Here is a 25,486-nt window from a genome sequence, read left to right as displayed (position 1 = left end):
GGTCCAGCACCTCGGTTTACAGCATAAATCCAGACAGAGATTCCGGCAGTTTCTCCGGATCCAGCCGCAGCAGCTCCGCGCCGAAGACATTCAGTTCCGGAATCGGGAGACAGCCCTGTGGAGCCAGGACGGTGAGCCTGGCGCTGGGCATCGCATCCCGCAGCACGGAGAGAGCCTCCGGCTGCAGCTGGGAGCACAGCAGCACCGCATGGGTGATTCCCGAAGGGAGTGCCTGGCCCGGTTCCAACAGGGGCTGACTGGGCTTCCTGCGGCCTGCGCACAAAAGCTCTTTCCAGAGCAGAGGCAGGTCGTCTTCCCGAAGGATATCCGCGCCGCCCATTCCGCCGGAGCCCCGGTATTGGATTCTGTGAGGGAGTTCCTGTGCGGCCAGAAAGGCGGAGAGCGAAGCGAGGACGTCAAGCAGGCAGTCCAACTCTCCGCTGTCTCCATTAAGATCCAGCAGAAAAAGCAGGCGCGTGGAGATGGGCAGGCTCAATTCTTTTACAAGTGTTTTTCCCGATTTTTCTGAGAGCTTCCAATGAATGCGGGACAGCCGGTCTCCTTCCCGGTAATCCCGCAGGCCGAAAATTTCGGAAGGATCGTCCCCGGAACGGACTGTGGAATAGCGGTCTCCATCCAGATCGGGAAGAGTACTGGGCAAAAGCCCCGGAAAAATTGGGTGGACCTTTGGATAACAGAGCGCTGTGAAACTGTCTCCGCGTTTTTGCCTTTTCCGAAAGGAGAAGAGGCCGAGGTAGTCGTATACACGCAGCTCTGAGATGCGGAAGATAAGCCTGCCGCAGTGTTCAGAGGCAAGCCTGTGCTCAATCCGTACCGGCGCATGGCCTGCCGTGAGAGAAAAGGATTCCCCCGTTTCTTCGCCGGTCAGCGTATTCCGAAGTTGCAGCTGCAGCTTGACCCTGCCTCCGGGCAGAAAAAAGGAGGTGCGTATTTGCAGGCGCAGAGGCAGGGATTCCCCCTTGTGAGTGGAATCTACAGCCGCATGCAGCTCCGCACGAACCCCCAGCATGGCGGGCAGGGAACAGAGCAGGGAAAACAGGGGCAGGATCAGGGTGAGCATGAACACATAAAAGGAGAGATATCCGACAAAACAGATGTAAAACAGGGCGGTGCAAAGCAGAATTAACGCATATTCAAGACGGTTTTTAGCCATGGCGGATCCTCACGGCTTTGGCGCAGGGACGCTCTGCAGCACCTCGGCAAGCAGATCCGTGACGGAAAGCCCTTCCAATTTTACCTGAGGTTCCGGCACAATCCGGTGCTCCAAGACATTGTGGAACAGGGCACGCACGTCGGCTGGAATCAAATAATCACGCCCGTTCATCCAGGCGGAGGCGCGGCTTATGCGCAGCAGGGCGGTTCCCGCCCTGGGGCTGGCTCCCAGGCGAATCAGCGGGTGCTCCCGGGTAGCTGCAACTAGGCGGGCGATATAGACAAAGAGTTCCTCGGCGACGTGGACGCTCTCGACCTCCTCCTGCAGGGCTGTGACATCATTCAGCGACACAACAGGCCGCACGCTGTCCACTGCCCGAGCGCCGCGGGCCTGCTTCAGGATGCGGACCTCATTTTCTAAAGCAGGATATCCGATGGAAATGCGGATCATAAACCGGTCCAGCTGAGATTCCGGCAGCAGCTGGGTACCCGCGGAGCCTACGGGGTTCTGGGTGGCAATCACCGTATAGGGGCGGGGCAAAAGATGGGCAACGCCGTCCACAGTGGCTTGCCCCTCCTCCATCACTTCCAGCAGGGCGCTCTGGGTCTTGGCGCTGGTGCGGTTAATCTCATCGGCCAGCAGCAAATTGCAGAGTGCGGCGCCCGGCCGGTATTCAAATTTTCCTGTGACGCGGCTGTATACAGAGAATCCCACCACATCGGCGGGCATTACCTCTGGGGTGAACTGAATGCGGTTATAGGCAAGATCCATGGCCTTGGAAAAGGCCAGTGCCAGCGTGGTTTTTCCAACGCCGGGGTTGTCCTCCAGAAGGATATGCCCCTGGGCCAGTATGGCCATCAGCACCTTACAAATCACAGGGTCTTTCCCAACAACCGCCTTTCTGACTTCGCTGACAATGGAAAGGGCTTTGGGATGAATCAAAAAGCCTCCTCCTCTCTAATGCGGTAAAGTAGCATTGCAAGTATACCATTTTTCTGAGGGAAATAACAGTAAGGGATACGGAAGATGCAGAAATTTTACAAATGGGTCATGGAGCGTAATTGAAAATATAGAAAATATCGCCTATAATGATAACAGAGGAAAACGCCGGAAACCGGCGGGAAAGAGGTATGGCTTGGAATTGGGAAAACTGGCGCTGGAAGCAGCGCTCAAAGCGATTTCCTATACGCAGCTTGACGTGCGCAAAACCTATAAACTTCAGAGAAAGCTGGACCGTGTGGGACAGCTCTCGTTGACCCGGCTGCATTGCAGAGCGGTGGATATGGAGATCAAACGGGAGGATCATGCCATTCCTGTACGCCTGTTCTTTCCAGGAGGCGAGACGGCGCCTGAGGAGGCCATTCTCTTTTTCCATGGCGGCGGCTGGGTCACGGGAGATGTGGACACCTATAACCGGGTCTGTGCGGTCACGGCCCGCTGTACCGGTCGGTTGGTGGCTTCTGTGGATTACAGACTTGCCCCGGAGCACAAATTTCCCGAGGGGCTGATGGACTGCTATGAGGCGGCGCGTTATCTTTTCTGGAACGCCCCGGATGTGTTGGGGATGGGACCGGAACAGATCAGCCTGATGGGAGACAGTGCCGGGGGAAATCTGGCGGCGGCCGTATCGCTGATGGCCAGAGACCGGGGAGAATTCTCTCCCCGGCAGCAGATTTTGCTGTATCCGGCGGCTTATAACGATCACACGGAGCAGTCTCCCTACCCGTCTGTCCGCGAGAACGGAACAGACTATGTGCTGACTTCAGCCAGAATACGGGAATTTATGGAGCTCTACCAGCGTACTCCCAAGGATTTGCAGAGTCCCTATTTTGCGCCGCTGCTGGCGAAGGATTTCAGCAGGCAGCCCAGAACGCTGGTGGTGACGGCTCAGTTTGATCCCCTCCGGGATGAAGGGGAGGATTACGGGCGGAAGCTTCGGGAGGCGGGAAACGAGGTCTCCATCTACCGGATGAACGGCGCTCTGCACGGTTTCTTTTCCCTGCCTGCAGGAACCTCGCTGGTGAAAAAGAGTTTTGTGATACTAAACGCTTTCCTGCGCGGAGAGGCACAGATATCCGGGGAGGAGGAGGAACATGAAGTCAAAGAAGAACACACCCTGGAGACGGCTCGATAATGCAGCAAAGATATTTCCCCCTACCAGTGGGAAGCGGGATCCCAAGGTGTTCCGGTTTGCCTGCGAGCTCCGGGAGCCTGTGGAACCGGAGATTCTGCAGACGGCGTTGGACGTCACTATGGAACTGTTTCCCGGATACCGCAGCGTGCTGCGGCACGGGTTTTTCTGGTATTATCTGGAAGCGAGCGACTTGAAGCCTCAGGTACGCAAGGAGGCTTCTCCGCTCTGCAGCCCGATTTATGACAGAAATGTGAGCACTCTGCTATTTGACGTAACATATTTTGACAGGCGCATCAGTTTGGAAGTTTACCATGCCCTGGCGGACGGCACAGGAGCTCTCCAGTTTTTGCGGGCTTTGGTCTGCCGGTATCTGGCTTTGAGGCATCGGGAGGAATTGGGGGAAACCCCTCCTCAGCCGGATTATGACGCTTCGGAAACAGAACAGATGGCAGACAGCTTTCAAAAATATTATGACAAAAAGAAGGGGAAAAAGGCTCCGCTGAAATTTGCATACAAGCTTAAGGGCCCCAAACTTCCGGAATACCGGATTAAGGTGATCGAGGGAGTAATGCCCGTGCCGGAAGTGCTGAAGCTGGCGCATTCCTTCCAAACCACAGTCACCGTGCTGTTTACTTCCCTGCTGTTGTGCGCGATTCACGAAGGGATGAGTCGCCGGGAAGAAAAGAAACCGGTGGTGATCAGTGTGCCGGTGAACCTGCGCAATTATTTTGCATCGGAATCCGCCCGGAATTTTTTTGCGCTGATGGCTATCAGCTATGATTTTTCCAGGCAGCCTGCCGAGCTGGAACAGGTGATCCCGGAAGTTGCCCGTGCGTTCCGGGAAAATTTGACGCTGGAAAAGTTAAAGCAGCACATGAATTCCCTCATCGCCATTGAAAAGAATGTGGCAGCGCGTGCGGTGCCACTGCTGATTAAGGACGTGAGCATGCGGGCTGCCTACTGGTTTTCCGCCCAGGCGGAGACCGCCGCCGTCTCCAATGTTGGACAGATTAAGCTTCCGGAGGTCTATGCCCCCTATATCCGCCTGTTCGATGTGTTTACCAGTACGGATAAACTGCAGATCTGCATGTGTTCTTATCGGGAGAATATGGTGGTCAGCTTTACAGATCCTCTTTCCAGCGCAGATATTCAGAAATATTTTTTCCGTTGGTTGGCCTCTCATGGGGTGCCGGTAGAGCTCACCACGAACCCCACGGAAGAGGAAGAGCGGGTGTCGGAGAAAGAACATCCGCCTGGGGATGCCGGCAGGAGAAAAGGCCGTGTTTTCAACTGACGAGACAGGAAAAGTGTCCGGTCAGGCAGCAGGAACAGGGGGCTGGAAAAGGTTTGGGAAATACGGAATTCGGCGATGCTGTTTTGGTTCAGCCTGCGGTTACTTAGAGGAAGGGAGAGGGTCATAGGAATGAAGCGTTGTGAAAAATGTGGGGTAGAGGTTACAGGAAACCGGTTGCGCTGCCCGCTTTGTCAGGGGACACTGCTTCAAACCACCGGTGAGACCAGGGAAATTTTTCCGGTGGTGCCTACGCTTTACCGCCAGTATCATCTGTTGTTCCGGCTGCTGATCTTTGCCTCTGTGGCAGTGGGAGTGGTTGCGGTGGCTGTCAATCTTCTTCTGCCTGAAAGTGGGGCATGGTCTGTCTTTGTAGCGGGAGGAATTATCTGCGTTTGGCTGAGCCTGGCGCTGGCAGTCCGTAAAAGGAAGAATATTCCGAAAGGAATGCTGTATCAGGTAGCTCTGCTCTCCATCATCTGTATGATTTGGGATTTCGCTACCGGATGGAATGGCTGGAGCATCGATTATGTGCTTCCCATCCTTTGTGTGGCCGCCATGGCTGCGTTGGCGGTGTTGTCCCGGGTGTTCAATTGGGAGACGGAAAACCAAATGATTTATTTCTGCATCGACGCCATTTTCGGCATTGTGCCAAGCATCCTCTTTTTTGCAGGCTGTCTGCGGGTGCCTTATCCTTCGGTAATCAGCATGGCGGTGAGTCTGCTCTCTCTGGCTGCGGTTGCGGTGTTCCGGGGGGACAGTATCTGGGCCGAGCTCAAGCGGCGGCTGCATATCTGACATATGCTGCAGTTCTTTTCGGATGATACTTCCTGGGATTCTGCAGTTGGGACAGCCCTGTACGATTTCAGGAGAGGGCGATTTGCTTGAGAAAAACCGCGGGTTTTTGACGTTGTTTTCATAAATGGAAGAGGATGCCCGAAAAACAGTAAAAAAGAGAATTCATTTCCCAAAATAATTTAGGAAAATGAACAAAGTCCTATTGACAAACGAAACTTGAAAGGGTATACTTAGCTTGTATTCTGATAGCACGAAGATGAACTCACAGTTTTTGTAAGTCATTGAACGTCTGATGATTTACACAAGCTGTGAGTTTTTTACAGAGGAAACTTTTCTTCTGTGGTTGGAAGCGCGGTACGTTTTGTCCGGCGCCCCCTGAAGTGGCTATGCCAGATACGATCTTTACTATGGAGGTGCCGAATTATGAACGGTACAGTTAAGTGGTTCAACGCAGAAAAAGGATATGGATTCATCTCTAACGATGACGGCGGCGAGGATGTTTTTGTGCATTTCTCCGCTATCATGGGCGACGGCTTCAAGACTTTGGACGAGGGCCAGAAGGTCACTTTTGAGACAGAGCCTGATCCCAAGAACAGTTCGAAGCTGAGAGCTGTCAACGTCCAGAAGATCTAAGTCTAGATTTTTTTGGAAACAGAAGGCCGTGTCTTTCTCCGGAAAGACGCGGCCTTGTTTTTGTAAAAAAAAGTTAAAATAGGAATTGACAAAACTCTTCTTGTTCGTTATAATAAGTAGCGTCGAAAAAAGAGATGCGGGTGTAGCTCATCTGGTAGAGCGCCACCTTGCCAAGGTGGAGGTAGCGAGTTCGAGCCTCGTCGTCCGCTCCAGGAAAGCCCGAAGACAGCCGATGTCTTCGGGCTTTGTTGTATTCTTCTCAGAACGCAGCGGCATGCTTTGACAAAGGGGATAAAAAAAGCCTGCGGTGCGTACGACGCGCACCGCAGGCTTTTGAATTAGATATTGTCGATAGAGGTTTCAGCCATGGGACCAAAGAAGCCGGGTGCCAGAGGCGCCGGGCGCTCAGGCCGGGACTGCATGGTATGTACCTGATTGTCCTTGCAGGATTTCTCGATGGCATCGATGATTTCCACAGTGTGCAGGGCCAGGTCAGGACTGCTGCGGTGGGGACGGCCTCTCCGGATAGCCCACGCCATGTCGACGACAGCCAGGCCGCGCCAGCTGTTGTGGCAGGGTTCCCGCTTGCCGCTCAGTGCAGGAACATTGGGATCTGTATCGCTGAAGCCGTGGGTGAACGGCACACGGAATACCTCGTTGGGGTTTCCTGTCCGGACCAGGGTGACCTGGTTGTCCCAGCCGCCGAAGAAGTTGGGATCAGGCATGGTCAGGATGCCCTCAGTTCCCAGAATTTCCATCCGGGGAGTTTCAGGGAAGAAGCCCTCGGAGCAAAGGGTCAGGCTGCCGTAAACGCCGTTCTGGAATTCCAGGCTGCCCAGCATTACGGAATCGCCTCTGGGCTCGCCGCCGATTTCCAGATCCACAGGGGATTTATACCGGGGATGGCGGGGGTTCTCATAGACCCTGTCGCTATAGAAGCGAGTGAATCCGGAAACACGGTTGACCGCGCCCAGCATGTTGACCAGGATGTTGATATAGTAGCCGCCCATATCATAGGTGATGGTGGTGCCCTGAGATCCGGCCTTGGGGTCTGCGGGGTCGCCTGCCGCATAATGGCTGTTATAACCGCGGTAGCACATTGCGTGGGCAATCAGGGGCTTGCCGATGGCGCCGTCGTCCAGCAGCTTCCGGGCAGTCTGGAAAGCTGAGCCCATGTAGCAGTCGGGCGCGCAGCCCAGGCGCAGGCCTTTGGAGGCGGCTAGGTCGTAGTTCGCCTTGGCTCCCTCGTAGGTGTCGCCCATAGCTTTTTCAGAGTAGACATTTTTGCCTGCTTCCAGGATCTGGCGGGTGACGGCTGAATGATTCCACAACTGGGTAGTATTGATGACAATTTCAATTTCAGGGTCGTTCAGGATTTCCTCGTTGGTCATCTGGCGGATGCCGAACAGTTCGGCCCGGGCCTTGCTGCGTTCCGGAATCAGGTCGGAACAGCCCACTACATCGATGATGCTGAAACCGCCGTTGACCAGGGTGTTCAAATAAGTATAGCTGATATTTCCGCTGCCGATCAATGCAACTTTGACTGGTTTGATAGACATGATAAATTTCTCCTTTATACGATTTTCAACGTGCCGCGCATATAGTCGATGCTGATTTTCAGGCTTTCGAAGACAGGCCGTTTGGTCTGGTCCTGCTCCACGCAGTACCATTCCACACCGGCCGCCCGGCAGGCCTCGGTGATCAGGGGCCAGTTCAGGTTGCCCTGGCCGATCTCAGCAAATTGTCTCGGTACTTCTCCCAGGCCTGTGTTTTCCGCCTGACAGTTCATAGCCATGTCCTTGTAATGAACAACGGGAATTCTTCCGGTAAGCTTATGGATCCACTGGGCGGGATCGCATCCGGCGGCGGAAGCCCAGAAAACGTCCAGTTCAAAGGCTACGGTTTCAGGATCCGTCTCATCGATCAGAATATCCATTCCAGATTTGCCGTCAAGCTCGGGGAAGTTGCGGAACTCCTGGCTGTGGTTGTGGTACTGCAGCCGGATTCCGGTACCCTTGAAGGGCTTTGCCCAGGCATTGATCTGTTCGGCATAGGCATGGAAGCCGTCCGGAGAACGCATCATCTCCCCGGGGATAGAAGGCATTCCGACAACGCTTGCGCCATAAAGACGAGCCGCTTTTATGACTTCCTCCGGGTTTTTAATATCCCCATAGGCGCCGCAAACGCGCAGGCCATTGGAACGGATCAGTTCCAGATCCTCTTCCGGACTGAGGCCGGCGCTGCGGCCCATTCCATTTTCCAGTCCGTCATACCCCAGTTCGTGCAGGGTACTATAAATTGTCTTCACCTGTTCCAGGTTGAAGGCGTGGTGACGCAGCGTATAGGGCACTACTGCAATTGACATTGATAACTCCTCCTTGTACGATCATGTCTCCCTAATTGGTTTCATGGTTTGAAGCCGCCGGTTTACGCCTGTTTTTATCCCTTCCTTTCCCGGCGTTTTATCCCGGATTTGGAAATTGCTTCTTCATCCCACAGTGTAGAGGAAAAAACTGCATTTGTCAAATAAAAAAAGATATTTATGAGCTGAAAATAGTGCAGATTGCCGAGAAAAAATAGATTTATCCAGGAAATCGCACTTTTCTCTTGTTTCCTTTTTTATCTCTTTCGTAGTAAGATGAAAAGCAGGATTGCTGAAAGCAGAAGAAGGAGAGGTATCTATGAGAAAAGGGATCGGCATTGTCGACATGGAATACGGCAGGGTAGCGGGGGAGGAACAAAACAGTATCACTCTGTTCCGGGGCATTCCCTATGCGAAACCGCCTGTGGGGGAGCTGCGCTGGAAGGCGCCGCAGCCGGCGGAACCTTGGGAAGGTGTGCGGGAATGCCGCAGGTTTAGGGATATGTGCATTCAAAATCCCGGATGGGTGGGGATGGACGCCTTCGAACACCATTCCCAGAGTGAGGACTGCCTGTATCTGAATATCTGGACACCTGCAGCTTCAGCGGAAGAAGAACTGCCGGTGCTGTTTTGGATTCACGGCGGCGGTTTCCAGGGAGGTCTGGGGGATGAGGAACTCTACCATGGATGGTCCCTGGCAGCAAAAGGCGTACTTGTGGTCAGTATCAATTACCGGCTGGGCGCTTTGGGCTTTCTGGCCCATCCGGAGCTGAGCCGGGAGTCGGAGCATGGCGTCAGCGGCAATTACGGGCTTTTGGATCAAATCGCGGCTTTGCGCTGGGTCAAAAAGAATATTCGCGGCTTTGGCGGAGATCCCAACCGGATTGTGCTGGATGGCCAGTCCGCAGGCGGAATGAGCGTGGGCGCGCTGATCTCCTCTCCTCTGACCAGCGGATTGTACTCCGCGGCCATCATCCAGAGCGGCGGGCCAACTGCCGGAAGGGCGGTGACGCTCAGCCAGGGGGAACAGATTGGCGTGGAGCTGCTGGAAAAGCTGTCCTGCAGAAATTTAAGGGAGCTGCGTTCCCTGCCGGTGGAGCAGGTGCTTAAGGCTTCCTGTCCCGAGCCGGGCGACCCTCTTCAATACCAGCCCTTTGTGGACGGTTACGTGCTTCGGGAGGATCCTTATGAGGCCATCTCCGCAGGGCGTATCGGCCAGGTACCTCTTATCATCGGCGGAAATGCGGACGAAGGCCTTTTTGCCCCGTTTGGAGGAAAGGAATATGTGGATTTTCTTGCGAGCGTGCGTGCCATTTTTGGAGAAAATACAGAGGACTTCCTGAAACTTTACAAGGTGACGGAGGAAAATTTTCAGCGGGCCTGCCTGGACGCACAGCGGGATTACGGGTTTTTGAATATTCAGAGGGTTTTGTCCCGGCTGAGTAAGGTTCATCCCTGCCCGGTTTATCAGTATTATTTTGTGGAACCCATCGTCCTGGAGGATGGAACCTTTGTAGGGGCCACCCATTCCGCAGAACTCTTCTATGTATTCCATACCTTGTCAGTCATGGGGGGCAGCACGCCGGAGGGGAAGCCGATGAAGCCCAGGCTCTCCCAGGCGCAGTATGCCTTGTCGGATGCGATGGGGAGTTATTGGAGCAATTTTGCCAAACATGGAGATCCCAACAGTCCGGGGCTTCCGGGCTGGGAACCGCTCAGCAGCACGGCGCCGCAGTACCTTCGGTTGGAAGCGGAAGGAATCCAGACGGAAGCCACCCGTTTCCCGGAAAAGCTGGAACTTCTGAAATCCAAGCTATAAACAGAGAAATGCCCCAGAGTCTTTGCGGAAGCATAGACCCGGGGCATTTCTCTGCCGTAGTTATGGAGGAGACATTCTCAGGAAAAGGTTTTCCGGCGGTTACTCGCCATCGGCACTTCGAAACAGAAAGGTAAAAACGGTGTTCCCGGGACGGCTTTCTACCTGAATGGTTATCCCGTGCCGGACGGCAATTTGCCGGGCGATGGGAAGGCCGAGGCCGGTTCCGGTTCGGTTTTCCACTGTCCCGCTTGTGCGAAAGCGTTCAAAAATACGGGGCAGGTCTTCAGGGGAAATCCCCGGTCCGTGGTCTGTGATGGAAAGGGCTGGTTCGCCGTCCTGTTGGAACAGACGCATAGAGACTGTTTCGTCCGGAGGGGAAAACTTTATGGCATTGTCCACCACAACAAGCAGCATCTGACGGAGTCTGCCATAATCGCCGGTAAAGGAGAATTCCTGAGGGCCGCTCTCCAGGTGCAGGACGACGCCCTTGGGTTCCGCCAGCCTTCGTGCGCTGCGCCTGACGTCCTCTGCCAGCTGACGAAGCTCCAGCGGCGCCTTTTCAATCCGGAAATCGGCATTTTGCAGCCGGGTCAGTTCCAAAAGGTCATCGACCAGGCGCTGTAGGTGCAGGCTTTCCCGGAGCATCTGCTGTTGATACTCCTGTATCTGAGCAGGCTCCGTTATAATGCCGTCTGTGATGGCCTCCAGGGAACCCCGAAGCACGGTGACAGGGGTGCGCAGTTCGTGAGAAACGTTGGAGATAAAATCTCTGCGCATCTGTTCCAGCCGGCTGCTCTCTTGAGAGGCATCCTTCAGCCGGACAGCCAGCAGGTCCATAGTAGCCGCCAGTTCCCCAATCTCATCGTTTTGCCGCAGGGCGTTTACCGCGGAAAAATCACCGTCTGCCAGGCGGACGGCGGTGTCCTTCATCCGATTTAACGGTTTTGTAAATTTCAGGGAGAGCAAAACCGCAGCAGGAACCGCTAAAAGCAGGGCGGCCAGTACACTGAGTAGCAGAAGCCACAGGCCGTCTGACACCGCATCGGAGATTCCCTGGACCGGTGTGTGAAGCAGAACGGCTCCGACAGGCTCTGCCGTGTCGTCTTGTCTGATTGGAACACCGACCGACAGAGTGCGTTCCCCCAAAACATCGCTGAAGCTTTCACTGAAGGAAATACTGCCGTTCAAGGCCTCGTCTATGACGGCCTCCCCGTCTTCAGGGAGCTCTTCATACTCGATTACATCGCTGTGTTCGGAACCCGGCGTAATGGTTTTGGAATTGGAATCTACCACCCAGACATCAGCCATGGCAATGTCGTCTAAAAACCGCATGTAAGCGCCGAAGCCAGTTCCGTGGAGAGGATTCCCGCCTGAGGCTTTCCCCTGGCCTTTGCCGGAATGTTCCCCATTCATAGGTTTGGCTGTGCCGCTGAGGAAGCCGTAAACCGTTTTGGCAATGGTTTCCGCCCTGCCCTGCAAATCCTGCCTGCGCAGTTCCATGGTATGACGGGCAGACAGGAAAGTGAAGGCGCCTCCTACGATCAGGGCGAACAACAGCAGGGCGGCGGAAAAGTAGAGGATCAGCCGACATGCGATTTTACTGTGTTTCATGGCCTGCATCCTTTCCGGAGCTGGACGGAAGCTCAAAACGATACCCCATTCCCCAAATCGTTTTTATTTCCCAGGGACCGTGGGAATGAGCATCCAGCTTTTGGCGCAGCCGCTTAATATGAGAATCCACAGTGCGGGTATCGCCGTAATAATCGGCGCCCCAGAGCAGGTCCAGCAGAGTGTCGCGGGTGAAGACCCGTCCCGGCGAGGAGGCAAGCGTCCACAGCAGCTCGATTTCCTTTTTGGTGAGAGCTACGTCCGTGCCGGATATACTGGCAGTAAAGCTGTCGAGATCTACGGTCAAATCCCCGGCCCGAAGAATTTGGGAGGATCCTTTTGGCACACCGGTACGCTCGATCCGACGGAGCACAGCACGCACCCGTGCCATCACCTCGTTGGGGGAAAAAGGCTTGACGATATAGTCGTCTGCCCCGATGTCCAATCCCATAATACGTTCAAAATCCTCTCCCCGTGCGGTGATCAGTATGACAGGTACATTGGATTCCTCTCGGATATTCCGGCAGACCTCGAATCCGTCTTTTTTCGGCATCATCACATCCAGCAGGACCATTTCATAAGCTCCGGCCCGGAAGAGGCGCAGCGCCTCTTCTCCGTCATAGGCACGGGTAACGGAAAAGCCTTCTTTTTTGGCGTATTCAGATAGGATATCGGTAATCTGACGGTTGTCATCGGCAATGAGCATGCTTGGCATCAGCACCACCCGCTTTCTTATATATAGGATTGCTGCCTATTCATACTATCTGTTGGATTTGTCTTTTTTGTGTCTTTTTTTCTTATTTTATCATAGATTTATACCGGGAAAAACATATATTTGCCATAAGTACGCGGTAAACTGTATTCACAGCCCGGAGATACGGGAAGATTTCATGAAAGGTATGTGATTTAAAATGAAAAAGATGGTTAAAAGGCTGGCCCTGATTGGAGTGGCGGCATTGATGGCTGCTACGGTGGGAGTGACCGCATCCGCAAAAGGGCATCGCGGTGTGGGCTATCAGGAAAACATTCAGGCGGCTGCCAATGTAGTCGGCGAATCGGTGGAATCCATGATTGACCGTCTGCAGGAATACCGCTGCGTAGGTACCCTGATGGCAGAACTGGGGCTGCTGGAGGAGTTTCAGGAGGAAAAATTTATTCTGGCTTCTGACAGGCTGAATGAGTATGTGGAAAACGGTACCATGTCTCGGGAAACAGCAGATGCGGCGCTGGCTGCTATACAGGAACGTCAGAAGAACTGCGACGGCACTGGAAACGGTCAGGGCAACGGCCAGGGGAACGGCCAGGGGAACGGTTATGGTCAAGGCAATGGAGTCTGTGATGGAACCGGGAAAGGCCAGGGTAACGGCGTCTGTGACGGAACTGGAAACGGCCAGGGCAACGGCATCTGTGACGGTACTGGAAATGGCCAGGGCAACGGTGTCTGCGACGGTACCGGGTATGGCCGGGGCAATGGCGGCGGCCACGGCAGGGGAAGGCACTGCGGCTGACAAAGAAAAAAGCGGAGCTATAAGGCTGCCGCTTTTTTTTCTTTGTCAAAAAGAAGCTGTATCATGGAATGGATGAATGGAAAAAGAAGAAAAACGCATACTGTTTAAAAATGGTATTTCATGAATTTGTCTTTCAGACCGCTATGAAGCTTACAGACATAGCGGATCTTCCGACGCCTGAAGCGGGGACAAGAAGAAAGACTTAATGGGGCGGAATAAAATATCCGTCTGGAATCCCAAAGAAAGCAGAGGGTCTTTTTGTGAAGAAAAAAGCGTATGCGTTTTTCTGCGTCTTAATGGCATTGCTGTGCGCAGCCTGCCTGTCCATCGTCAATGTCTCCAGCGGGGCGGAATACGTGATGGCAGCGGGCAGTCAGAGCATCTATCGGTTGGATGTGGCAAAGGCAAGGGGCTCCATTTACGACTGCAATCTTCAGCCTTTGGTAGGGGAAAAGAAGCAGAATGTTGCTGCAGTAGCCCCCACAATTGAATCTATCGGCGCCCTGGATCAGGCTACAGAAGGGGAAAAAAGGGGATATCTGGCCAATGCGTTGGAAAATGGAAAGCCCTTTGCCATGGAGCTTTCCCGGAAAATTAAGGACAGCTGCATCAATTTTTTCCAGGTGCCGGAGCGGTATTCAGAAGAACAGCTGGCTCCCCACGTGGTGGGCTATGTAGACGGGACAGGCCATGGCGTAACTGGCGTAGAGTTAGCCATGGACGATCTTTTGGGCCGGAGTTCCGGAGAAGTTACCGTATATTACCAGGTGGATGCTTTAGGGAGGGTGATTCCCGGTGCGGAGAAAAAAATTGTGGATACATTGGAAGAGACCAAGGCCGGTGTGGTGCTGACGCTGGACAGTAAAATACAGCGTTTGGTGCAGGATGCATCGGAGAAGCTGGAGAAAGGGGCGGTGGTAGTTACCGAGGTGCCGGACGGGGAGATACGGGCGCTTGCCAGCGTGCCGGGCTATTCCCCAAACGACGTGGGCAGCGCGGCAGCGAATGAGGATTCTCCTCTGGTAAACCGCGCCTTTTCCGCCTACAGCCCAGGATCTGTGTTCAAACTGGTCACAGCGGCAGAAGAACTGGAAGAGGACAGCTACGGTTATGATTTCACCTGCACCGGTTCCATCAACGCAGGCGGGCTGATGTTCCACTGTATCAACAGCACCGCTCACGGCAGGGTGAACCTGAGCACGGCGCTGCAAAAATCCTGCAATTGTTATTTCGTGGCGGCGGCCCGGGCACTGGGACCTCAGGCAGTTTTGGGAATGGCCTATAATCTGGGGTTCGGCGCCAGCCAAGAATTCGGCAGAGGGCTCTATACCAATACCGGTGTTCTTCCCGCACTTGAGGAACTGGATAACGCCAGGGCCCTGGCCAATTTTTCTTTCGGACAGGGAGATTTGACTGTAACGCCCATGCAGGTGGCAGGGATGATGAACTGCATTGCGTCCGGGGGGACCTATTCTACCCTGAAACTCATCAGCGGCACGGCGGACAGCAGCCTGAACGTCACACCGGTGGAATCGGCGGCGGAGCGCACGGTACAGGTGATGGAGCGGTCCACCGCACTGCGCCTGCAGAGCTATCTGGAGGGCGTAGCGCTGTACGGAACCGCCAACCCGGGAGCGCCGGGGAACTGTACGGCGGGGATCAAAACCGGCACCGCACAGACGGGCGTGTATGAAAACGGTGAAGAGCTGCTCCATTTCTGGTACAGCGGCTATATCGAAGATGAAAACGGGCCAAGATATACCGTTACCGTACTGCGGGAGGCTACACCGGATGACAAGGGGGTTACAGCCCAGGTATTCAGAGAAATTGCGGAAGGAATTGCGGAGCAGTATTTCTAAAAGCACTGAGGATGCTTTGTTCAACCAGAGAGACGGTAAATTTTTTACTTTTCGCCCCCTGTTTTTTACCTTTCTGAAAAACCTCAAGCTCCTGTTCTTTTTCCTGTGGTATAATGACCGCGAAAGCCGATGGCGCGTGGAACTGGCCGGGAAACTGCAGAAGCCAAGAGGCGCGGCCTGCCCACCGCAGGTGTGGTATAATGACCGCGAAAGCCGATGGCGTGTTGAATTGGCTGGGAAACTGCAGAAGCCAAGAGGCGCGGCCTGCCCACCGCAGGTGTGGAATCACAAAGCTGCGCCGGTCCACAGAAGCGGCTGGGAAGAGCACCGAAAGTAGAACTGTACGGTATGGTACTGCAGGCGCTGCGTCATGGGGCTGAAACCATGTGGAAAGGAAGGATTGACTTGACATTAGCTGAAAAATACAGACGGTTAAAAATCAGGGTAGGAGGAAACCGGGAAAAGGTTCATTATGAAGAGACCTTTGGCATGCCCCAGGAGGAATTCTGGAAAATTACCATGCCGAATCCCTATATCCGCCGAATCCTGGCGGAAACAGAATTTTGTATCGGGCTTTCAAAGAAATTGGATGGCTGTTATGACGGGGCCGTGGAAGCGACCCTGGATTTCCTCCGGGAGAGGATGGACGAGGACGGCGTGCTGACGAAAGAAGCCTGCCTGGAGGGGGAAAAGCTGCTGCTGCCCCTGCAAAAGGAGGCAAAGCAGTACGCACTGATTCTGGCGGCCCATGCCCATATCGATATGAACTGGATGTGGAGCTGGCATGAGACTGTGGCGTCCACTGTGGCCACCTTCCAGACCATGCTCAAGCTGATGGAGGAGTATCCGGATTTCTGTTTTTCCCAATCTCAGGCTTCCGTCTATCAAATCATTGAAGAGTATGCCCCTGAATTGAAGGAATCCATTCAGAAGCGGATTCAGGAAGGGCGCTGGGAGGTTACTGCATCGGCGTGGGTGGAGACGGATAAAAACATGCCCTCTGCCGAATCCCTGCTGAATCATATCCGGTATACTAAGAAATACTTACAGGAATCCTGGGGGATCGATCCTCAAGCCCTCAACATTGATTTTTCACCGGACACTTTTGGCCACAGCGCCAATTTGCCGGAATTGGACGCGCTGGGCGGCGTTAAATATTATTATCATTGCCGCGGCTTGGATGGGGACAACGCCTTGTACCGCTGGCGTGCGCCTTCCGGAAAAGAAATGTTGGTTTACCGAGAGCAGTATTGGTATAACAGCGGCATCACACCGCTTCCAGCATTGGGGCTTTTGGATGTTTCCCGCCGTTCCGGCGGGCTGAAAACCGGGTTGGTTGTATACGGCGTGGGCGACCACGGCGGCGGGCCCACCCGGCGGGATCTGGAGCGGGCAAAGGAAATGATGGAATGGCCCGTCTTTCCGCAGCTTCGTTTCGGTACCATAGGCGAATTTTTCCGGGAGGCGGAAGCTGTGCGGGAGAAGCTTCCTCTGGTGGAGCATGAGCTCAACGTTATCTTCCCCGGCTGCTACACCACCCAGAGCCGGATAAAGATGGCGAACCGGCACAGCGAGGCCGCTTTGTTTGACGCACAGCTTTGGAACACATTTGCCGCAGCCCGTGACGCTTTGCCTTATGAGGAAAAGGCGTATGAATCCGCTTGGCGAAGCGTGCTGTTCACCCATTTTCACGATATTCTCACCGGATCCTGCGTGCAGGACAGCCGGGAGCATGCCATGGGGCAGTTTACCCATGCCATGGCCATCGCCAACACCAGAACCAGCCTGTCCCTGCAGGGGCTGTGCAGACAGATCGATACCACGGGTTTTCCGTTCCAGAAAGATCCGGACAGCCAGTCCTTCGGCGCGGGCGTGGGCTACGGGGTGGAACGCTTTACCGGCGTGCCCGCTCCGGAAAGAGGAGGCGGGAAAACCCGGCTTTATCATTTCTTTAACTCCGCGCCTATAGACCGGGAGGAGGCCGCCGAGATCACCGTGTGGGACTGGACAGGCGACCTGCGCCTGCTGCAGGCGGTTGGGGCAGACGGACAGATTCTGCCCTTCCAGCTGCTGGACAGGGAGCTGCAGACCTATTGGGATCACAAATATTTCCGTATGCTGATCTCCGTGCACGTTCCGGCCTTCGGCTATACCACAGTTTCCCTTTCGGAAAAGGAAATGGAGGACTATCCGGTGTATCTGCAGCCGGAAATTCGCACCCATAAGCCCTTTGAAAACTATGTGCTGGAAAACAGCCGCCTGCGGGCTGAGTTTTCCCGCATGGACGGGGCGCTGCTTTCTCTGACAGATAAAACCAGCGGGGAAGAGCTGCTTCGTCCCGGAGAACGGGGCGGTCTGCGGTTTGTGTGGACGGAGCGCGGGACCTCCGACGCCTGGAATATCGGCCGCTATGAGCGGATGACCGATGCCTTTGAAACGATGAGCATCCGGCCCATTTCCGGCGAGCTGATGAATGGGTTTGAAATAGAGCAGAAATTTGCCCATTCCAGCGCCGTGGCTGCCGTCACCCTGAAAAAGGACTCCTCCAGCCTGGACGTTGCGTTGAAGGTGGACTGGAGCGAGGAGAGCGCCCATGAAGGGCCGGTGCCCGTACTGATTTATTGGCTGCCGCTCAGACAGGCGGAACGCTATCTCTATGATGTCCCCGGCGGAACGCAGTGCCGGAAGCAGGCTGGAATCGACGTGCCCGCCCTTCAGTATGCCGCGGCAGTATACGGGAACCGTGCGGCGGCCCTGGTCACAGACAGCAAATACGGCTACCGGGCACATGAGAACAATCTTTCCTGTACGCTGATCAATGCCACCTATACCCCGGATCCCTATCCGGAACGTGGCGTTCACGAAATTCGGCTGCATATTGTCCTATGCGGGAACTGTCCCAAAGAGTTGGAGGATACAGCCTTTGCGCTCAATCATCCGCTGGCCTATCAGTCCGGAAGCTTTCAGAAGGGAGAGCTCTCTCCAGAGGGCGCGTTCCTCAAGACGGAATGTGGTACGGCAGTGGTCTCCGGCGTTCAGACCTTGGACGGCGGCATGGCTGTGAGGCTCTATGAAACCTGTGGAAAAGAGACCTCGGTATCGTTAACTCCGACATTTCCGGTGTATTCCGCTGTTTTCTGCGATGTGCTGGGAAATCCTCTGCCGGGGAGCATTGAGGTTAGGGAGAATACGGTATCTTTCCAGATGGCACCCCATACGGCGGCAATTGTGAAGCTGGCATAAAAAGAAGAGACCAATGAATAAAGCAGGAGAGCCGCAGGAGTAAAAACTCCTGCGGCTCTCCTGCTTTATGTGGGAATGTTCGGAAAAATCAGAGTGACGGCAGTTCCCACGCCCTCTGTGCTTTCCAGAGTGACACGGGCGTTATGGTAAGCCGCGCCGTGCTTGACAATGGAGAGGCCTAAGCCTGTGCCGCCGATCTCCTTGGAATGGCTTTTGTCCACCCGGTAAAAGCGTTCAAATACACGGTCCAGATCAGCAGTGGGGATGCCGATGCCAGTGTCCGCCACGGTGAGGGAGACGCCTTCTGCGGTCTTCTGCACGGCAATGGAAATCCGCCCGTTTTTTCGGTTGTACTTGACTGCATTGTCGCAGAGGTTGTAGACCATTTCATCCACAATGCTTCTGACGCCGCTGATCTCGGTTCTCTCTCCGGATACTGTGAGGACCACGCCATTCTTTTTGGCCGTGGACTTCAGGCGGGCTGCGACATCCTCCGCCAGGGCCAGAAGGTTGATGGCTTCCCACTTCAGAGGAACCTCACCTTCGTCCAGGCGAGAAAGGTTCAGAATGTCATCCACTAAGGAGATCAGCCGCTGGGATTCCAGATAAATATTTCCGGCAAACCGTGGAATGTCTTCCTGTTTTACTATCCCGTTCTGGATAATCTCAGCAAAGCCGGAGATGGAGGTAAGCGGGGTTTTCAGCTCATGGGAGACGTTGGCTGTAAACTCCCTGCGCAGGTTTTCCCGTTCTTCCCGCTCCGTGATGTCCAGAATGACCACCACAGCACCCATTACCTTCCCGTCGCGTAGTACCGGGTTGGCCATCACCTGGCAGCACCGGCTGTCCAGATGAAGAACTTGTTCGCTTCGGGTTCCTTTCAGGGCGGTATCCACCGCTTTGCGGAAGCCTGTGCTTCGGTTCAGGGTCAGGGCGCTGGCATGGATTTCAGAGGGGGAGAGGTCCACAGCGCCCAGCAGCCGCAGGGCGCTGGTATTATAAGAAAGAATATCTGTGTTCTGGTCCAGAACCAGGAACCCCTCGCTCATGTTTTCAGTGATGGAGGTGAATTCCTCCTGCTTTTCTTTAAGAGAGCGCATCTGACGGGAAATGACTTCGTTCTGCCGGTTGATTTTTGCCAGCAGCGGGGCCATTTCGTCATAGGCCATGTTGTCAGCCGGATGCTCCAGATCCAACCTGTTGATGGGCTCCACAATCTTCCGGGTGAGAAAGCTGGAGAAGACGGAAGTGACGGCGGCTACCAGCAAAGCAGCTCCCAAAATCCAGGGAAGCAGACCCAAGATGGCGGCCAAAACCGTATCTGTGGTGGAGGCTACCCGCAACACCTGGCCGTCTGCCAGCTTTACCGCATAGTAGAAGGTCTGTTTTGAGAGTGTGTCGGACGTGCGGGTATCTTCGCCCGCACCGCCGGTCTGGGCTTTTTGAACCTCTGGCCGGTCTCTGTGGTTCTCCATGGTGGAAGGGTCCGCATAGCTGTCGTAGAGCACCCTGCCGGTTTCGTCAATGAGAGTCACCCGGTTCTGGGAATCAGGCAGGCCAGAGAGATAGCCGGCGCCGGAAAGCTCTACCGCGCTTTTGATATAATCCGTTTCTGCCCGGACTTCACTTTTCATCCGGGATTCAAAATCGCCGTAATACACTACCGTGATGAGCAGGGAGGAGAGGAGGATCGTGAGCAGCGCTGTCAGGCACATACTTTTAAATATCTTTTTTCTCATGGGTTTCTGTTACCCTTTCCAGTCTATTTTGTACCCCACGCCGCGTACGGTTTCCACAATGCCGCCGCAGCTGCCCAGCTTTTGGCGCAAGGTGCGCACGTGCACATCCACGGTGCGGGTTTCGCCGTCAAAATCATAGCCCCAGATCCTGGTGAGGATCTTGTCGCGGGTGAGTACCACGCCGTCATTTTCCAGCAGATAGCAAAGCAGTTCGAATTCCTTCAGGGTAAGCTGCACTTCCTTGCCGTCCACCTTCACCAGATGTCTTGCAGGGGAGACGAAGAGCCCGCCCAGCGCATATTCCCGTGCGTTTTCCTCCGCGGCGCCCGCACGCCGCAGCAGGGCCTTAATACGGGCCATAAGCTCCATCATGCCGAAGGGCTTGGGCATATAGTCGTCCGCGCCGCTATCCAGACCCAATACCTTGTCGTACTCGCTGTCCTTGGCGGTGAGCATCATTACGGGAAGCTTTTTGGTGGCGGAGGCGGCACGCAGCTTTTTCAGAATCTGCAGGCCATCCTCTTCCGGAAGCATGATGTCCAGAAGTATAAGGCTTGGCAGCTCCTGTTCCATAGCGGCCCAGAACTCTCTGGGTTTTGAAAATCCCACAGCGTCAAAGCCAGTGGAATTCATGGTATAAACCACCAGCTCCCTGATGCTGTTGTCATCTTCCAAAAAATAGATCATATCGAATACCGCGACGGCTCCGTGCCGGGCGGCCCCTTCCTTTCTGCGTGGGTTTTTCAGACGGACAGGACCGGCAGTCAGGCCATGTCTTCTGTCCATGGAATATCATCTGCATCCGCCAGGAGCGAGCCTTTTCTGCCTGTCAGGGAATACTGTACCCATTCCGCTACATTGACCGCGTGATCACCGATGCGCTCGAAATATTTTGCCACCATCAGCAGATCGATACAGAATTCGCCGTTATTGCTGTCCTCCGAGATCAGGCGGATCAATTCTGTTTTTACCTTGTTGAATAATCCGTCCACCACATTGTCGTATTCCACGACGGACCGGGCGAGCGGCAGATCCCTGCGGACAAAGGATTCGATGCTGTCGGTCACCATTTTGATGGTAGCCTGCGCCATTTCCTTGATATGCAGCTTGCTCTCGGAAACGCTCCCCTGCAGATAGGGCAGGATTTCCGCGATGTCGGAAGCCTGGTCGCCGATGCGCTCCAGGTCGGAAATCATCTTTAGAGCAGAGGATATCTGCCGGAGATCTCTTGCCACCGGCTGCTGCTGCAGGAGCAGTTTCATACATAGGGATTCGATATCCCGCTCTTTTTGGTCAATCTCGCGTTCAATGGGCTTGACCCTCCGTGCCAGTTCTCTGTCATTGTCGATCAAAGCCTTGGCCGTGGTGGAGATGGCGTCCTCGCACAGGGCTCCTGTCTTGATCAGCTCCACGTTGAGCTGTTCCAACTGTTCGTCAAATCTGTTTCTCACTTATCCAAACCTCCCAGTGATATAGTCTTCGGTGCGCTTATCGGAGGGCATGGAGAACAGTTTCTCCGTGGGGCCAAATTCCACCAGCTCCCCCAGAAGGAAGAAAGCGGTCTTGTCGGAAATGCGTACTGCCTGCTGCATGTTGTGCGTGACAATAACGATAGTATAATCTGATTTCAGTTCTGTTGCAAGGTCCTCGATTTTTGAGGTGGAAATAGGATCCAGGGCGCTGGTGGGTTCATCCATCAGGAGTACCTCCGGTTCCACGGCCAGGGCACGGGCAATGCACAGGCGTTGTTGCTGGCCTCCGGAAAGGCCCAGAGCGCTTTTTTTCAACCGGTCTTTCAGCTCGTCCCAGATAGCGGCCCGCCGCAGGGATTTTTCAACGAGCTCATCCAGCTTCACTCTGGAACGGATGCCGTGAGTGCGCGGGCCATAGGCCACATTGTCGTAGACGCTCATGGGGAAGGGATTGGGTTTTTGAAAAACCATGCCAACGCGTTTCCGCAGATGGTTTACATCGATATCACCATAGATATCTTCCCCGTCCAACAGAATTTTTCCCGTGATTCTGCAGCCCTCGACCAAGTCGTTCATACGGTTCAGGCTTTTGAGCAGCGTGGATTTTCCGCAGCCGGAAGGACCGATAAAGGCGGTGACCTCGTTGGGACTGACACGAAGGTTGACGTTTTTCAGCGCTTTGAAATCACCGTAGTAGAGATCCAGATCGCTGACCGAAATTTTATCCATAAGTAATTTCATCCATCCTTATCTTGAAAATCATCCGGAATAGGCGGCCCGGCTATATTTTGGAGAATTTCTTTGCCACAAATGAGGAGAGCGCGTTAATGGCCACCACCAGCAGCAGGAGCACTACCGCAGTGGCGTAGGCCGCTTCACGGGCAAGTCCCTCGTTCAGGAGGTTATACATGTGAACGGCCAGAGTACGTCCTGAGCTCATGGGGTTCAGGGCAACCTTAGCCACTGTGCCGGAAGTGAACATCAAGGCCGCCGTCTCCCCGACGATACGGCCGATTCCCAGAATCACGCCGGAAAGTATGCCGGGCATGGCAGAGGGAAGGATAATCTGAAACACAGTGCGGAGTTTGCCGGCGCCCAGGCCAAAGCTGCCCTCCCGGAAGGAATCGGGGACGCTCATGAGCGCTTCCTCCGTGGTGCGCATGATGAGGGGCAGAATCATAATGGCCATGGTCAGCGCTCCGCCCAGCATGGAATAACCCCAGCCAAAGGACACTCCGAAAAACAGGAAACCGAACAGACCGTAAACGATGGAGGGAATGCCGGAGAGTGTCTCAGCGGTCACACGTACCACCTTCACCAACCGGTTGCCGCGGCGTGCATACTCCACGAGATAGATAGCGGAAAAAATACCGATGGGCACTGCGACGATCAGGGAGAGCAGCGTCATCAGCACGGTGTTGATCAGGGCGGGGAAGAGAGAGGCGTTTTCGCTGTTATATTCCAGCGAAAAAAGCGAGGGCTTCAGGTTGGGTACGCCCATGACAACGATATAAGCGATCAGGAACAGCAGCACCGCCACAGTCAGGATTGCCGACAGAGTCACAAGCAGGCGCAGGATCAGGGAAAGAGGAGAATTCCGGTACCGGCGGAGCGCCTGCTGCGGTGTAACTTTATTGATAGGGGTGATTTTAAGGGCCTCCATATCGGTCATCCGTTATTCTCCCTCCTTTTCAAGATAGAAAACAGCAGGTTAATCAGCAGAATAAAGACAAACAGCACCACTCCCGTAGCGATCAAAGCTTCCCGGTGCAGGCCGGTGGCGTAGCCCATCTCCATGACGATATTGCCCGTCAGGGTGCGTACGCCCTCCAGAATGCTGCTGGGAATTCTGGGCTGATTGCCGGCGATCATGATAACCGCCATGGTTTCACCGATGGCCCGGCCCACGCCCAGCACCACTCCCGCTAGAATTCCTGATTTGGCGGCCGGTACGGTAACAAAGAATACGCTGCGTTCGTGACTGGCGCCCAGAGCCAGAGCGCCCTCATAATAGCTGTCCGGTACGGCGCGGATTGCCGTTTCGGAGACGCCGATTATGGTGGGCAGAATCATCAGGCCTAACAGGACGGAAGCGGTGAGAATGCTCTTTCCGCTGCCGCCGCACAGGGTTTGCATCACGGGCACGACGACCATCAGCCCGAAAAAGCCGTATACAATGGAAGGAATGCCTGCCAGCAGATCTACCGCAGGCTTCAAAAACCGGTAGAGCCGTTTGGGGCAGAAACGCGCCAGGAAGATGGCGGTAAGCAGACCCAGAGGCACTCCCACCAGAATGGCGCCGGCGGTCACATAGATGCTGCCTAAAATCATGGGAAAGATACCGAATTTATCATTACTGGGGGCCCATTTTGTTCCCAGAAGGAAATTGAAGGGCCCGATTTCGGCAATGGCTGGGATACCGTTCAGAAAAAGGTAAAAGCAGATCAGCGCCACACAGAGAATCGAAACGCAGGCGGCAATCAGAAATACCAGGCGCATCACGCGCTCTCGCAGATGGCCGCTGGTTCTCGCGGCCCGTATCGTCTTCATAAGTTTGAATCGTCCTCCTACGAGGAAAGGGGGCCGTAGGGGCGGGGAAGCCCGCCCTCTGCCAGTCCCTTTCTGTCAGTGTTCGAGTATTTTAGGCAAGCTCGGACCAATCGGTGGTTTCACCGGTATAGATGGCTTTTACCTGGTCGCTTGTCAGTTCGTCGATGGGAGAATCATTGTTTACAATGACCGCTATGCCATCGGTGGCAATCACTGTGTTTACAAGGCCTGCATCCAGTTCTTCCTGTTTGAGCTCACGGGAAGCCATGCCCAGATCGCACACGCCGTCAATGGCGTTGGTCATACCGGTGGTGGAATCGCTGGTCTGAAGTTCGATGTCGGCGCCGGGGTTCAAAGCCTGATAAGCTTCAATCAGTTTTTCCATCAGCGGAGAAACCGAGGAGGATCCGGCTACGGCAATTTTGCCGGAGGGCTTGGTGCCGGCGTAGGGCGCGGCGCTGTCGTCACCAATATAACCTTTTTCAGAAACTACGGCCTGGCCTTCCTGGCTCATGATGTAGGCGAGAAAATCTTTGGCAACCTCATTGGCGGAGTCGCCCTTCATGGCAACGTTAAAGGGTCTTGACACCTTGTAAGTACCGCTCTTGATGTTGTCTACGGTAGCTTCTGCACCGTCGATTTTTACAGCTTTTACCGTCTCGTCCAAGGAACCCAGGGAGATGTAGCCGATAGCGGCGGTGTTTCCGGCCACAGACTGGATCATGACCTCGGTGCTGTTTGAGATTTCCGCATCCTCGGTGGTGTAATCCACTTTTGCTCCGCTGTCATCTTTCTGCTCCACACCGAAGAGCTCGATAAATGCGCCCCGTGTGCCGGAACCGTCTTCCCGGGAGATCACGGTGATGGGGCCGGAAGCGGAAGTGCTTGCAGCGCTGGACTCGCCCGATGCTGAAGAGGCGGAAGTGGAGGCGGAGTTCTCATTGGATGCGGGAGATGTGGAGGAGCCGAAGTTTTCCGTACTGCCGCAGCCTGCGAGAAGCGCGGCGCACAGGGTGACTGCCGCAATGGCTGATACTGCTTTTTTCATACAAATTACCTTCCTTTGTAAAGTTTGGTCTATTGCTTTCTGTCTACGGCCGTAATCATACCCTGCCTATGTTAAATACCGAATCTGTAAATTGTTAAATAAAAGTAAAGTAAAATCGGATGTTTCGGAAATGTGTAAAGCGGCTTTTTTGTTGACAATATTATTGGAAAAGAGTATCATGAAAGACACTTTCAGAGCGTAAAATTTTAGGAAAGAAGACCTGGGGAACCCTTATGAAAGGATTCTTC

21 protein-coding genes and 1 tRNA gene are annotated in these 25,486 nt (G+C 54.5%); 9 read left to right on the top strand and 13 right to left on the bottom strand.

What is annotated here, in order from left to right; genetic code table 11:
* Window positions 1–16 precede the first annotated feature (16 nt).
* On the bottom strand, window positions 17–1,174 hold the full coding sequence (locus BN3911_RS07500; RefSeq protein ID WP_066863506.1) for a DUF58 domain-containing protein: 1,158 nt from the start codon (window positions 1,172–1,174) through the stop codon (window positions 17–19).
* A 9-nt stretch (window positions 1,175–1,183) separates the two neighbouring features.
* Window positions 1,184–2,116 carry an AAA family ATPase gene (locus tag BN3911_RS07495; protein ID WP_066863503.1) on the bottom strand — a complete coding sequence of 311 codons (933 nt, stop codon included), beginning with the start codon at window positions 2,114–2,116 and terminating at the stop codon, window positions 1,184–1,186.
* A 193-nt stretch (window positions 2,117–2,309) separates the two neighbouring features.
* On the opposite strand from BN3911_RS07495, the gene BN3911_RS07490 reads away from it, so the two are divergent.
* The 5 genes from BN3911_RS07490 to BN3911_RS07470 all read left to right on the top strand — a co-directional run bounded on the left by BN3911_RS07490 (window position 2,310) and on the right by BN3911_RS07470 (window position 6,242).
* Window positions 2,310–3,308 (top strand): alpha/beta hydrolase, encoded by a 999-nt coding sequence (locus BN3911_RS07490; RefSeq protein ID WP_066864308.1) that lies wholly within the window; start codon window positions 2,310–2,312, stop codon window positions 3,306–3,308.
* The gene (locus tag BN3911_RS07485) at window positions 3,268–4,602 is read left to right on the top strand and encodes a hypothetical protein (RefSeq protein WP_066863500.1); all 1,335 of its coding nucleotides are present in this window, start codon (window positions 3,268–3,270) and stop codon (window positions 4,600–4,602) included. Before BN3911_RS07490 ends, BN3911_RS07485 begins: the two co-directional genes overlap by 41 nt.
* Window positions 4,603–4,731: 129 nt before the next feature.
* Window positions 4,732–5,397, top strand: a complete 666-nt coding sequence (locus tag BN3911_RS07480) for a DUF6320 domain-containing protein (RefSeq protein ID WP_066863498.1) — start codon at window positions 4,732–4,734, stop codon at window positions 5,395–5,397.
* A 423-nt stretch (window positions 5,398–5,820) separates the two neighbouring features.
* A complete protein-coding gene (locus BN3911_RS07475) occupies window positions 5,821–6,030 on the top strand; it encodes a cold-shock protein (RefSeq protein WP_147578546.1) in 210 nt (69 codons plus the stop codon).
* 136 nt (window positions 6,031–6,166) lie between these two features.
* Window positions 6,167–6,242: transfer RNA gene (locus BN3911_RS07470), tRNA-Gly, on the top strand.
* 126 nt (window positions 6,243–6,368) lie between these two features.
* On the opposite strand, the gene BN3911_RS07465 is transcribed toward BN3911_RS07470, so the two are convergent.
* Both BN3911_RS07465 and BN3911_RS07460 read right to left on the bottom strand, forming a co-directional pair.
* The gene (locus BN3911_RS07465; protein WP_066863495.1) at window positions 6,369–7,589 is read right to left on the bottom strand and encodes a Gfo/Idh/MocA family protein; all 1,221 of its coding nucleotides are present in this window, start codon (window positions 7,587–7,589) and stop codon (window positions 6,369–6,371) included.
* 14 nt (window positions 7,590–7,603) lie between these two features.
* Window positions 7,604–8,395 (bottom strand): sugar phosphate isomerase/epimerase family protein, encoded by a 792-nt coding sequence (locus BN3911_RS07460; protein ID WP_066863491.1) that lies wholly within the window; start codon window positions 8,393–8,395, stop codon window positions 7,604–7,606.
* Between the two features lie 316 nt (window positions 8,396–8,711).
* Between BN3911_RS07460 and BN3911_RS07455 the strand changes: the two genes are divergently transcribed.
* Window positions 8,712–10,211, top strand: a complete 1,500-nt coding sequence (locus tag BN3911_RS07455) for a carboxylesterase/lipase family protein (RefSeq protein ID WP_066863488.1) — start codon at window positions 8,712–8,714, stop codon at window positions 10,209–10,211.
* Between the two features lie 99 nt (window positions 10,212–10,310).
* On the opposite strand, the gene BN3911_RS07450 is transcribed toward BN3911_RS07455, so the two are convergent.
* Both BN3911_RS07450 and BN3911_RS07445 read right to left on the bottom strand, forming a co-directional pair.
* Entirely contained in the window at window positions 10,311–11,822 is a 1,512-nt protein-coding gene (locus BN3911_RS07450; RefSeq protein WP_066863485.1) for a sensor histidine kinase, read from the bottom strand.
* Window positions 11,809–12,534 carry a response regulator transcription factor gene (locus BN3911_RS07445; RefSeq protein WP_066863482.1) on the bottom strand — a complete coding sequence of 242 codons (726 nt, stop codon included), beginning with the start codon at window positions 12,532–12,534 and terminating at the stop codon, window positions 11,809–11,811. Before BN3911_RS07445 ends, BN3911_RS07450 begins: the two co-directional genes overlap by 14 nt.
* Before the next feature lie 196 nt (window positions 12,535–12,730).
* Here BN3911_RS07445 and BN3911_RS17485 point away from each other — a divergent pair, with 196 nt between their 5' ends.
* The 3 genes from BN3911_RS17485 (at window position 12,731) to BN3911_RS07425 (ending at window position 18,429) form a co-directional block, all read left to right on the top strand.
* The gene (locus BN3911_RS17485) at window positions 12,731–13,327 is read left to right on the top strand and encodes a hypothetical protein (RefSeq protein WP_207644507.1); all 597 of its coding nucleotides are present in this window, start codon (window positions 12,731–12,733) and stop codon (window positions 13,325–13,327) included.
* Between the two features lie 260 nt (window positions 13,328–13,587).
* Window positions 13,588–15,186 (top strand): peptidoglycan D,D-transpeptidase FtsI family protein, encoded by a 1,599-nt coding sequence (locus BN3911_RS07435; protein WP_066863479.1) that lies wholly within the window; start codon window positions 13,588–13,590, stop codon window positions 15,184–15,186.
* Window positions 15,187–15,591: 405 nt separating this feature from the next.
* Entirely contained in the window at window positions 15,592–18,429 is a 2,838-nt protein-coding gene (locus BN3911_RS07425) for an alpha-mannosidase (protein WP_187127705.1), read from the top strand.
* 65 nt (window positions 18,430–18,494) lie between these two features.
* Here the strand turns inward: BN3911_RS07425 and BN3911_RS07420 are convergent, their stop codons facing one another.
* From BN3911_RS07420 to BN3911_RS07390, 7 genes are all read right to left on the bottom strand, one after another.
* Entirely contained in the window at window positions 18,495–20,168 is a 1,674-nt protein-coding gene (locus BN3911_RS07420; protein WP_066863473.1) for a sensor histidine kinase, read from the bottom strand.
* A 9-nt stretch (window positions 20,169–20,177) separates the two neighbouring features.
* Window positions 20,178–20,855 carry a response regulator transcription factor gene (locus tag BN3911_RS07415; RefSeq protein WP_066864297.1) on the bottom strand — a complete coding sequence of 226 codons (678 nt, stop codon included), beginning with the start codon at window positions 20,853–20,855 and terminating at the stop codon, window positions 20,178–20,180.
* Window positions 20,856–20,932: 77 nt separating this feature from the next.
* A complete protein-coding gene (gene phoU, locus BN3911_RS07410; RefSeq protein WP_066863470.1) occupies window positions 20,933–21,619 on the bottom strand; it encodes a phosphate signaling complex protein PhoU in 687 nt (228 codons plus the stop codon).
* A complete protein-coding gene (pstB, locus tag BN3911_RS07405; RefSeq protein WP_066863466.1) occupies window positions 21,620–22,369 on the bottom strand; it encodes a phosphate ABC transporter ATP-binding protein PstB in 750 nt (249 codons plus the stop codon).
* A 52-nt stretch (window positions 22,370–22,421) separates the two neighbouring features.
* Window positions 22,422–23,312, bottom strand: a complete 891-nt coding sequence (gene pstA / locus BN3911_RS07400) for a phosphate ABC transporter permease PstA (protein WP_147578544.1) — start codon at window positions 23,310–23,312, stop codon at window positions 22,422–22,424.
* On the bottom strand, window positions 23,309–24,190 hold the full coding sequence (gene pstC, locus BN3911_RS07395; RefSeq protein ID WP_066863463.1) for a phosphate ABC transporter permease subunit PstC: 882 nt from the start codon (window positions 24,188–24,190) through the stop codon (window positions 23,309–23,311). The genes pstA and pstC overlap by 4 nt, the downstream gene beginning before the upstream one ends.
* A gap of 91 nt (window positions 24,191–24,281) precedes the next feature.
* Window positions 24,282–25,238 carry a substrate-binding domain-containing protein gene (locus tag BN3911_RS07390; protein WP_306286934.1) on the bottom strand — a complete coding sequence of 319 codons (957 nt, stop codon included), beginning with the start codon at window positions 25,236–25,238 and terminating at the stop codon, window positions 24,282–24,284.
* Between the last annotated feature and the right edge of the window lie 248 nt (window positions 25,239–25,486).

The sequence above is a fragment of the Neglectibacter timonensis genome, assembly GCF_900048895.1.
Lineage (GTDB): Bacteria > Bacillota > Clostridia > Oscillospirales > Acutalibacteraceae > Acutalibacter > Acutalibacter timonensis.
The sequence above is the reverse complement of the archived record's forward strand: the minus strand, read 5'-3'. Positions and strand labels throughout refer to the sequence as shown.

Excerpts from the sequence above, each read along its gene's own strand:
- BN3911_RS07500 (WP_066863506.1), bottom strand. The coding sequence starts at position 1,174 with ATGGCTAAAAACCGTCTTGAATATGCGTTAATTCTGCTTTGCACCGCC.
- BN3911_RS07475 (WP_147578546.1), top strand. The coding sequence starts at position 5,821 with ATGAACGGTACAGTTAAGTGGTTCAACGCAGAAAAAGGATATGGATTC.
- pstB (WP_066863466.1), bottom strand. The coding sequence starts at position 22,369 with ATGGATAAAATTTCGGTCAGCGATCTGGATCTCTACTACGGTGATTTC.
- pstA (WP_147578544.1), bottom strand. The coding sequence starts at position 23,312 with ATGACCGATATGGAGGCCCTTAAAATCACCCCTATCAATAAAGTTACA.
- BN3911_RS07455 (WP_066863488.1), top strand. The coding sequence starts at position 8,712 with ATGAGAAAAGGGATCGGCATTGTCGACATGGAATACGGCAGGGTAGCG.
- BN3911_RS07415 (WP_066864297.1), bottom strand. The coding sequence starts at position 20,855 with ATGATCTATTTTTTGGAAGATGACAACAGCATCAGGGAGCTGGTGGTT.
- BN3911_RS07420 (WP_066863473.1), bottom strand. The coding sequence starts at position 20,168 with ATGAGAAAAAAGATATTTAAAAGTATGTGCCTGACAGCGCTGCTCACG.
- BN3911_RS07465 (WP_066863495.1), bottom strand. The coding sequence starts at position 7,589 with ATGTCTATCAAACCAGTCAAAGTTGCATTGATCGGCAGCGGAAATATC.
- BN3911_RS07480 (WP_066863498.1), top strand. The coding sequence starts at position 4,732 with ATGAAGCGTTGTGAAAAATGTGGGGTAGAGGTTACAGGAAACCGGTTG.
- BN3911_RS07485 (WP_066863500.1), top strand. The coding sequence starts at position 3,268 with ATGAAGTCAAAGAAGAACACACCCTGGAGACGGCTCGATAATGCAGCA.
- BN3911_RS07390 (WP_306286934.1), bottom strand. The coding sequence starts at position 25,238 with ATGAAAAAAGCAGTATCAGCCATTGCGGCAGTCACCCTGTGCGCCGCG.
- BN3911_RS07450 (WP_066863485.1), bottom strand. The coding sequence starts at position 11,822 with ATGAAACACAGTAAAATCGCATGTCGGCTGATCCTCTACTTTTCCGCC.
- BN3911_RS07445 (WP_066863482.1), bottom strand. The coding sequence starts at position 12,534 with ATGCCAAGCATGCTCATTGCCGATGACAACCGTCAGATTACCGATATC.
- pstC (WP_066863463.1), bottom strand. The coding sequence starts at position 24,190 with ATGAAGACGATACGGGCCGCGAGAACCAGCGGCCATCTGCGAGAGCGC.
- BN3911_RS17485 (WP_207644507.1), top strand. The coding sequence starts at position 12,731 with ATGAAAAAGATGGTTAAAAGGCTGGCCCTGATTGGAGTGGCGGCATTG.
- BN3911_RS07460 (WP_066863491.1), bottom strand. The coding sequence starts at position 8,395 with ATGTCAATTGCAGTAGTGCCCTATACGCTGCGTCACCACGCCTTCAAC.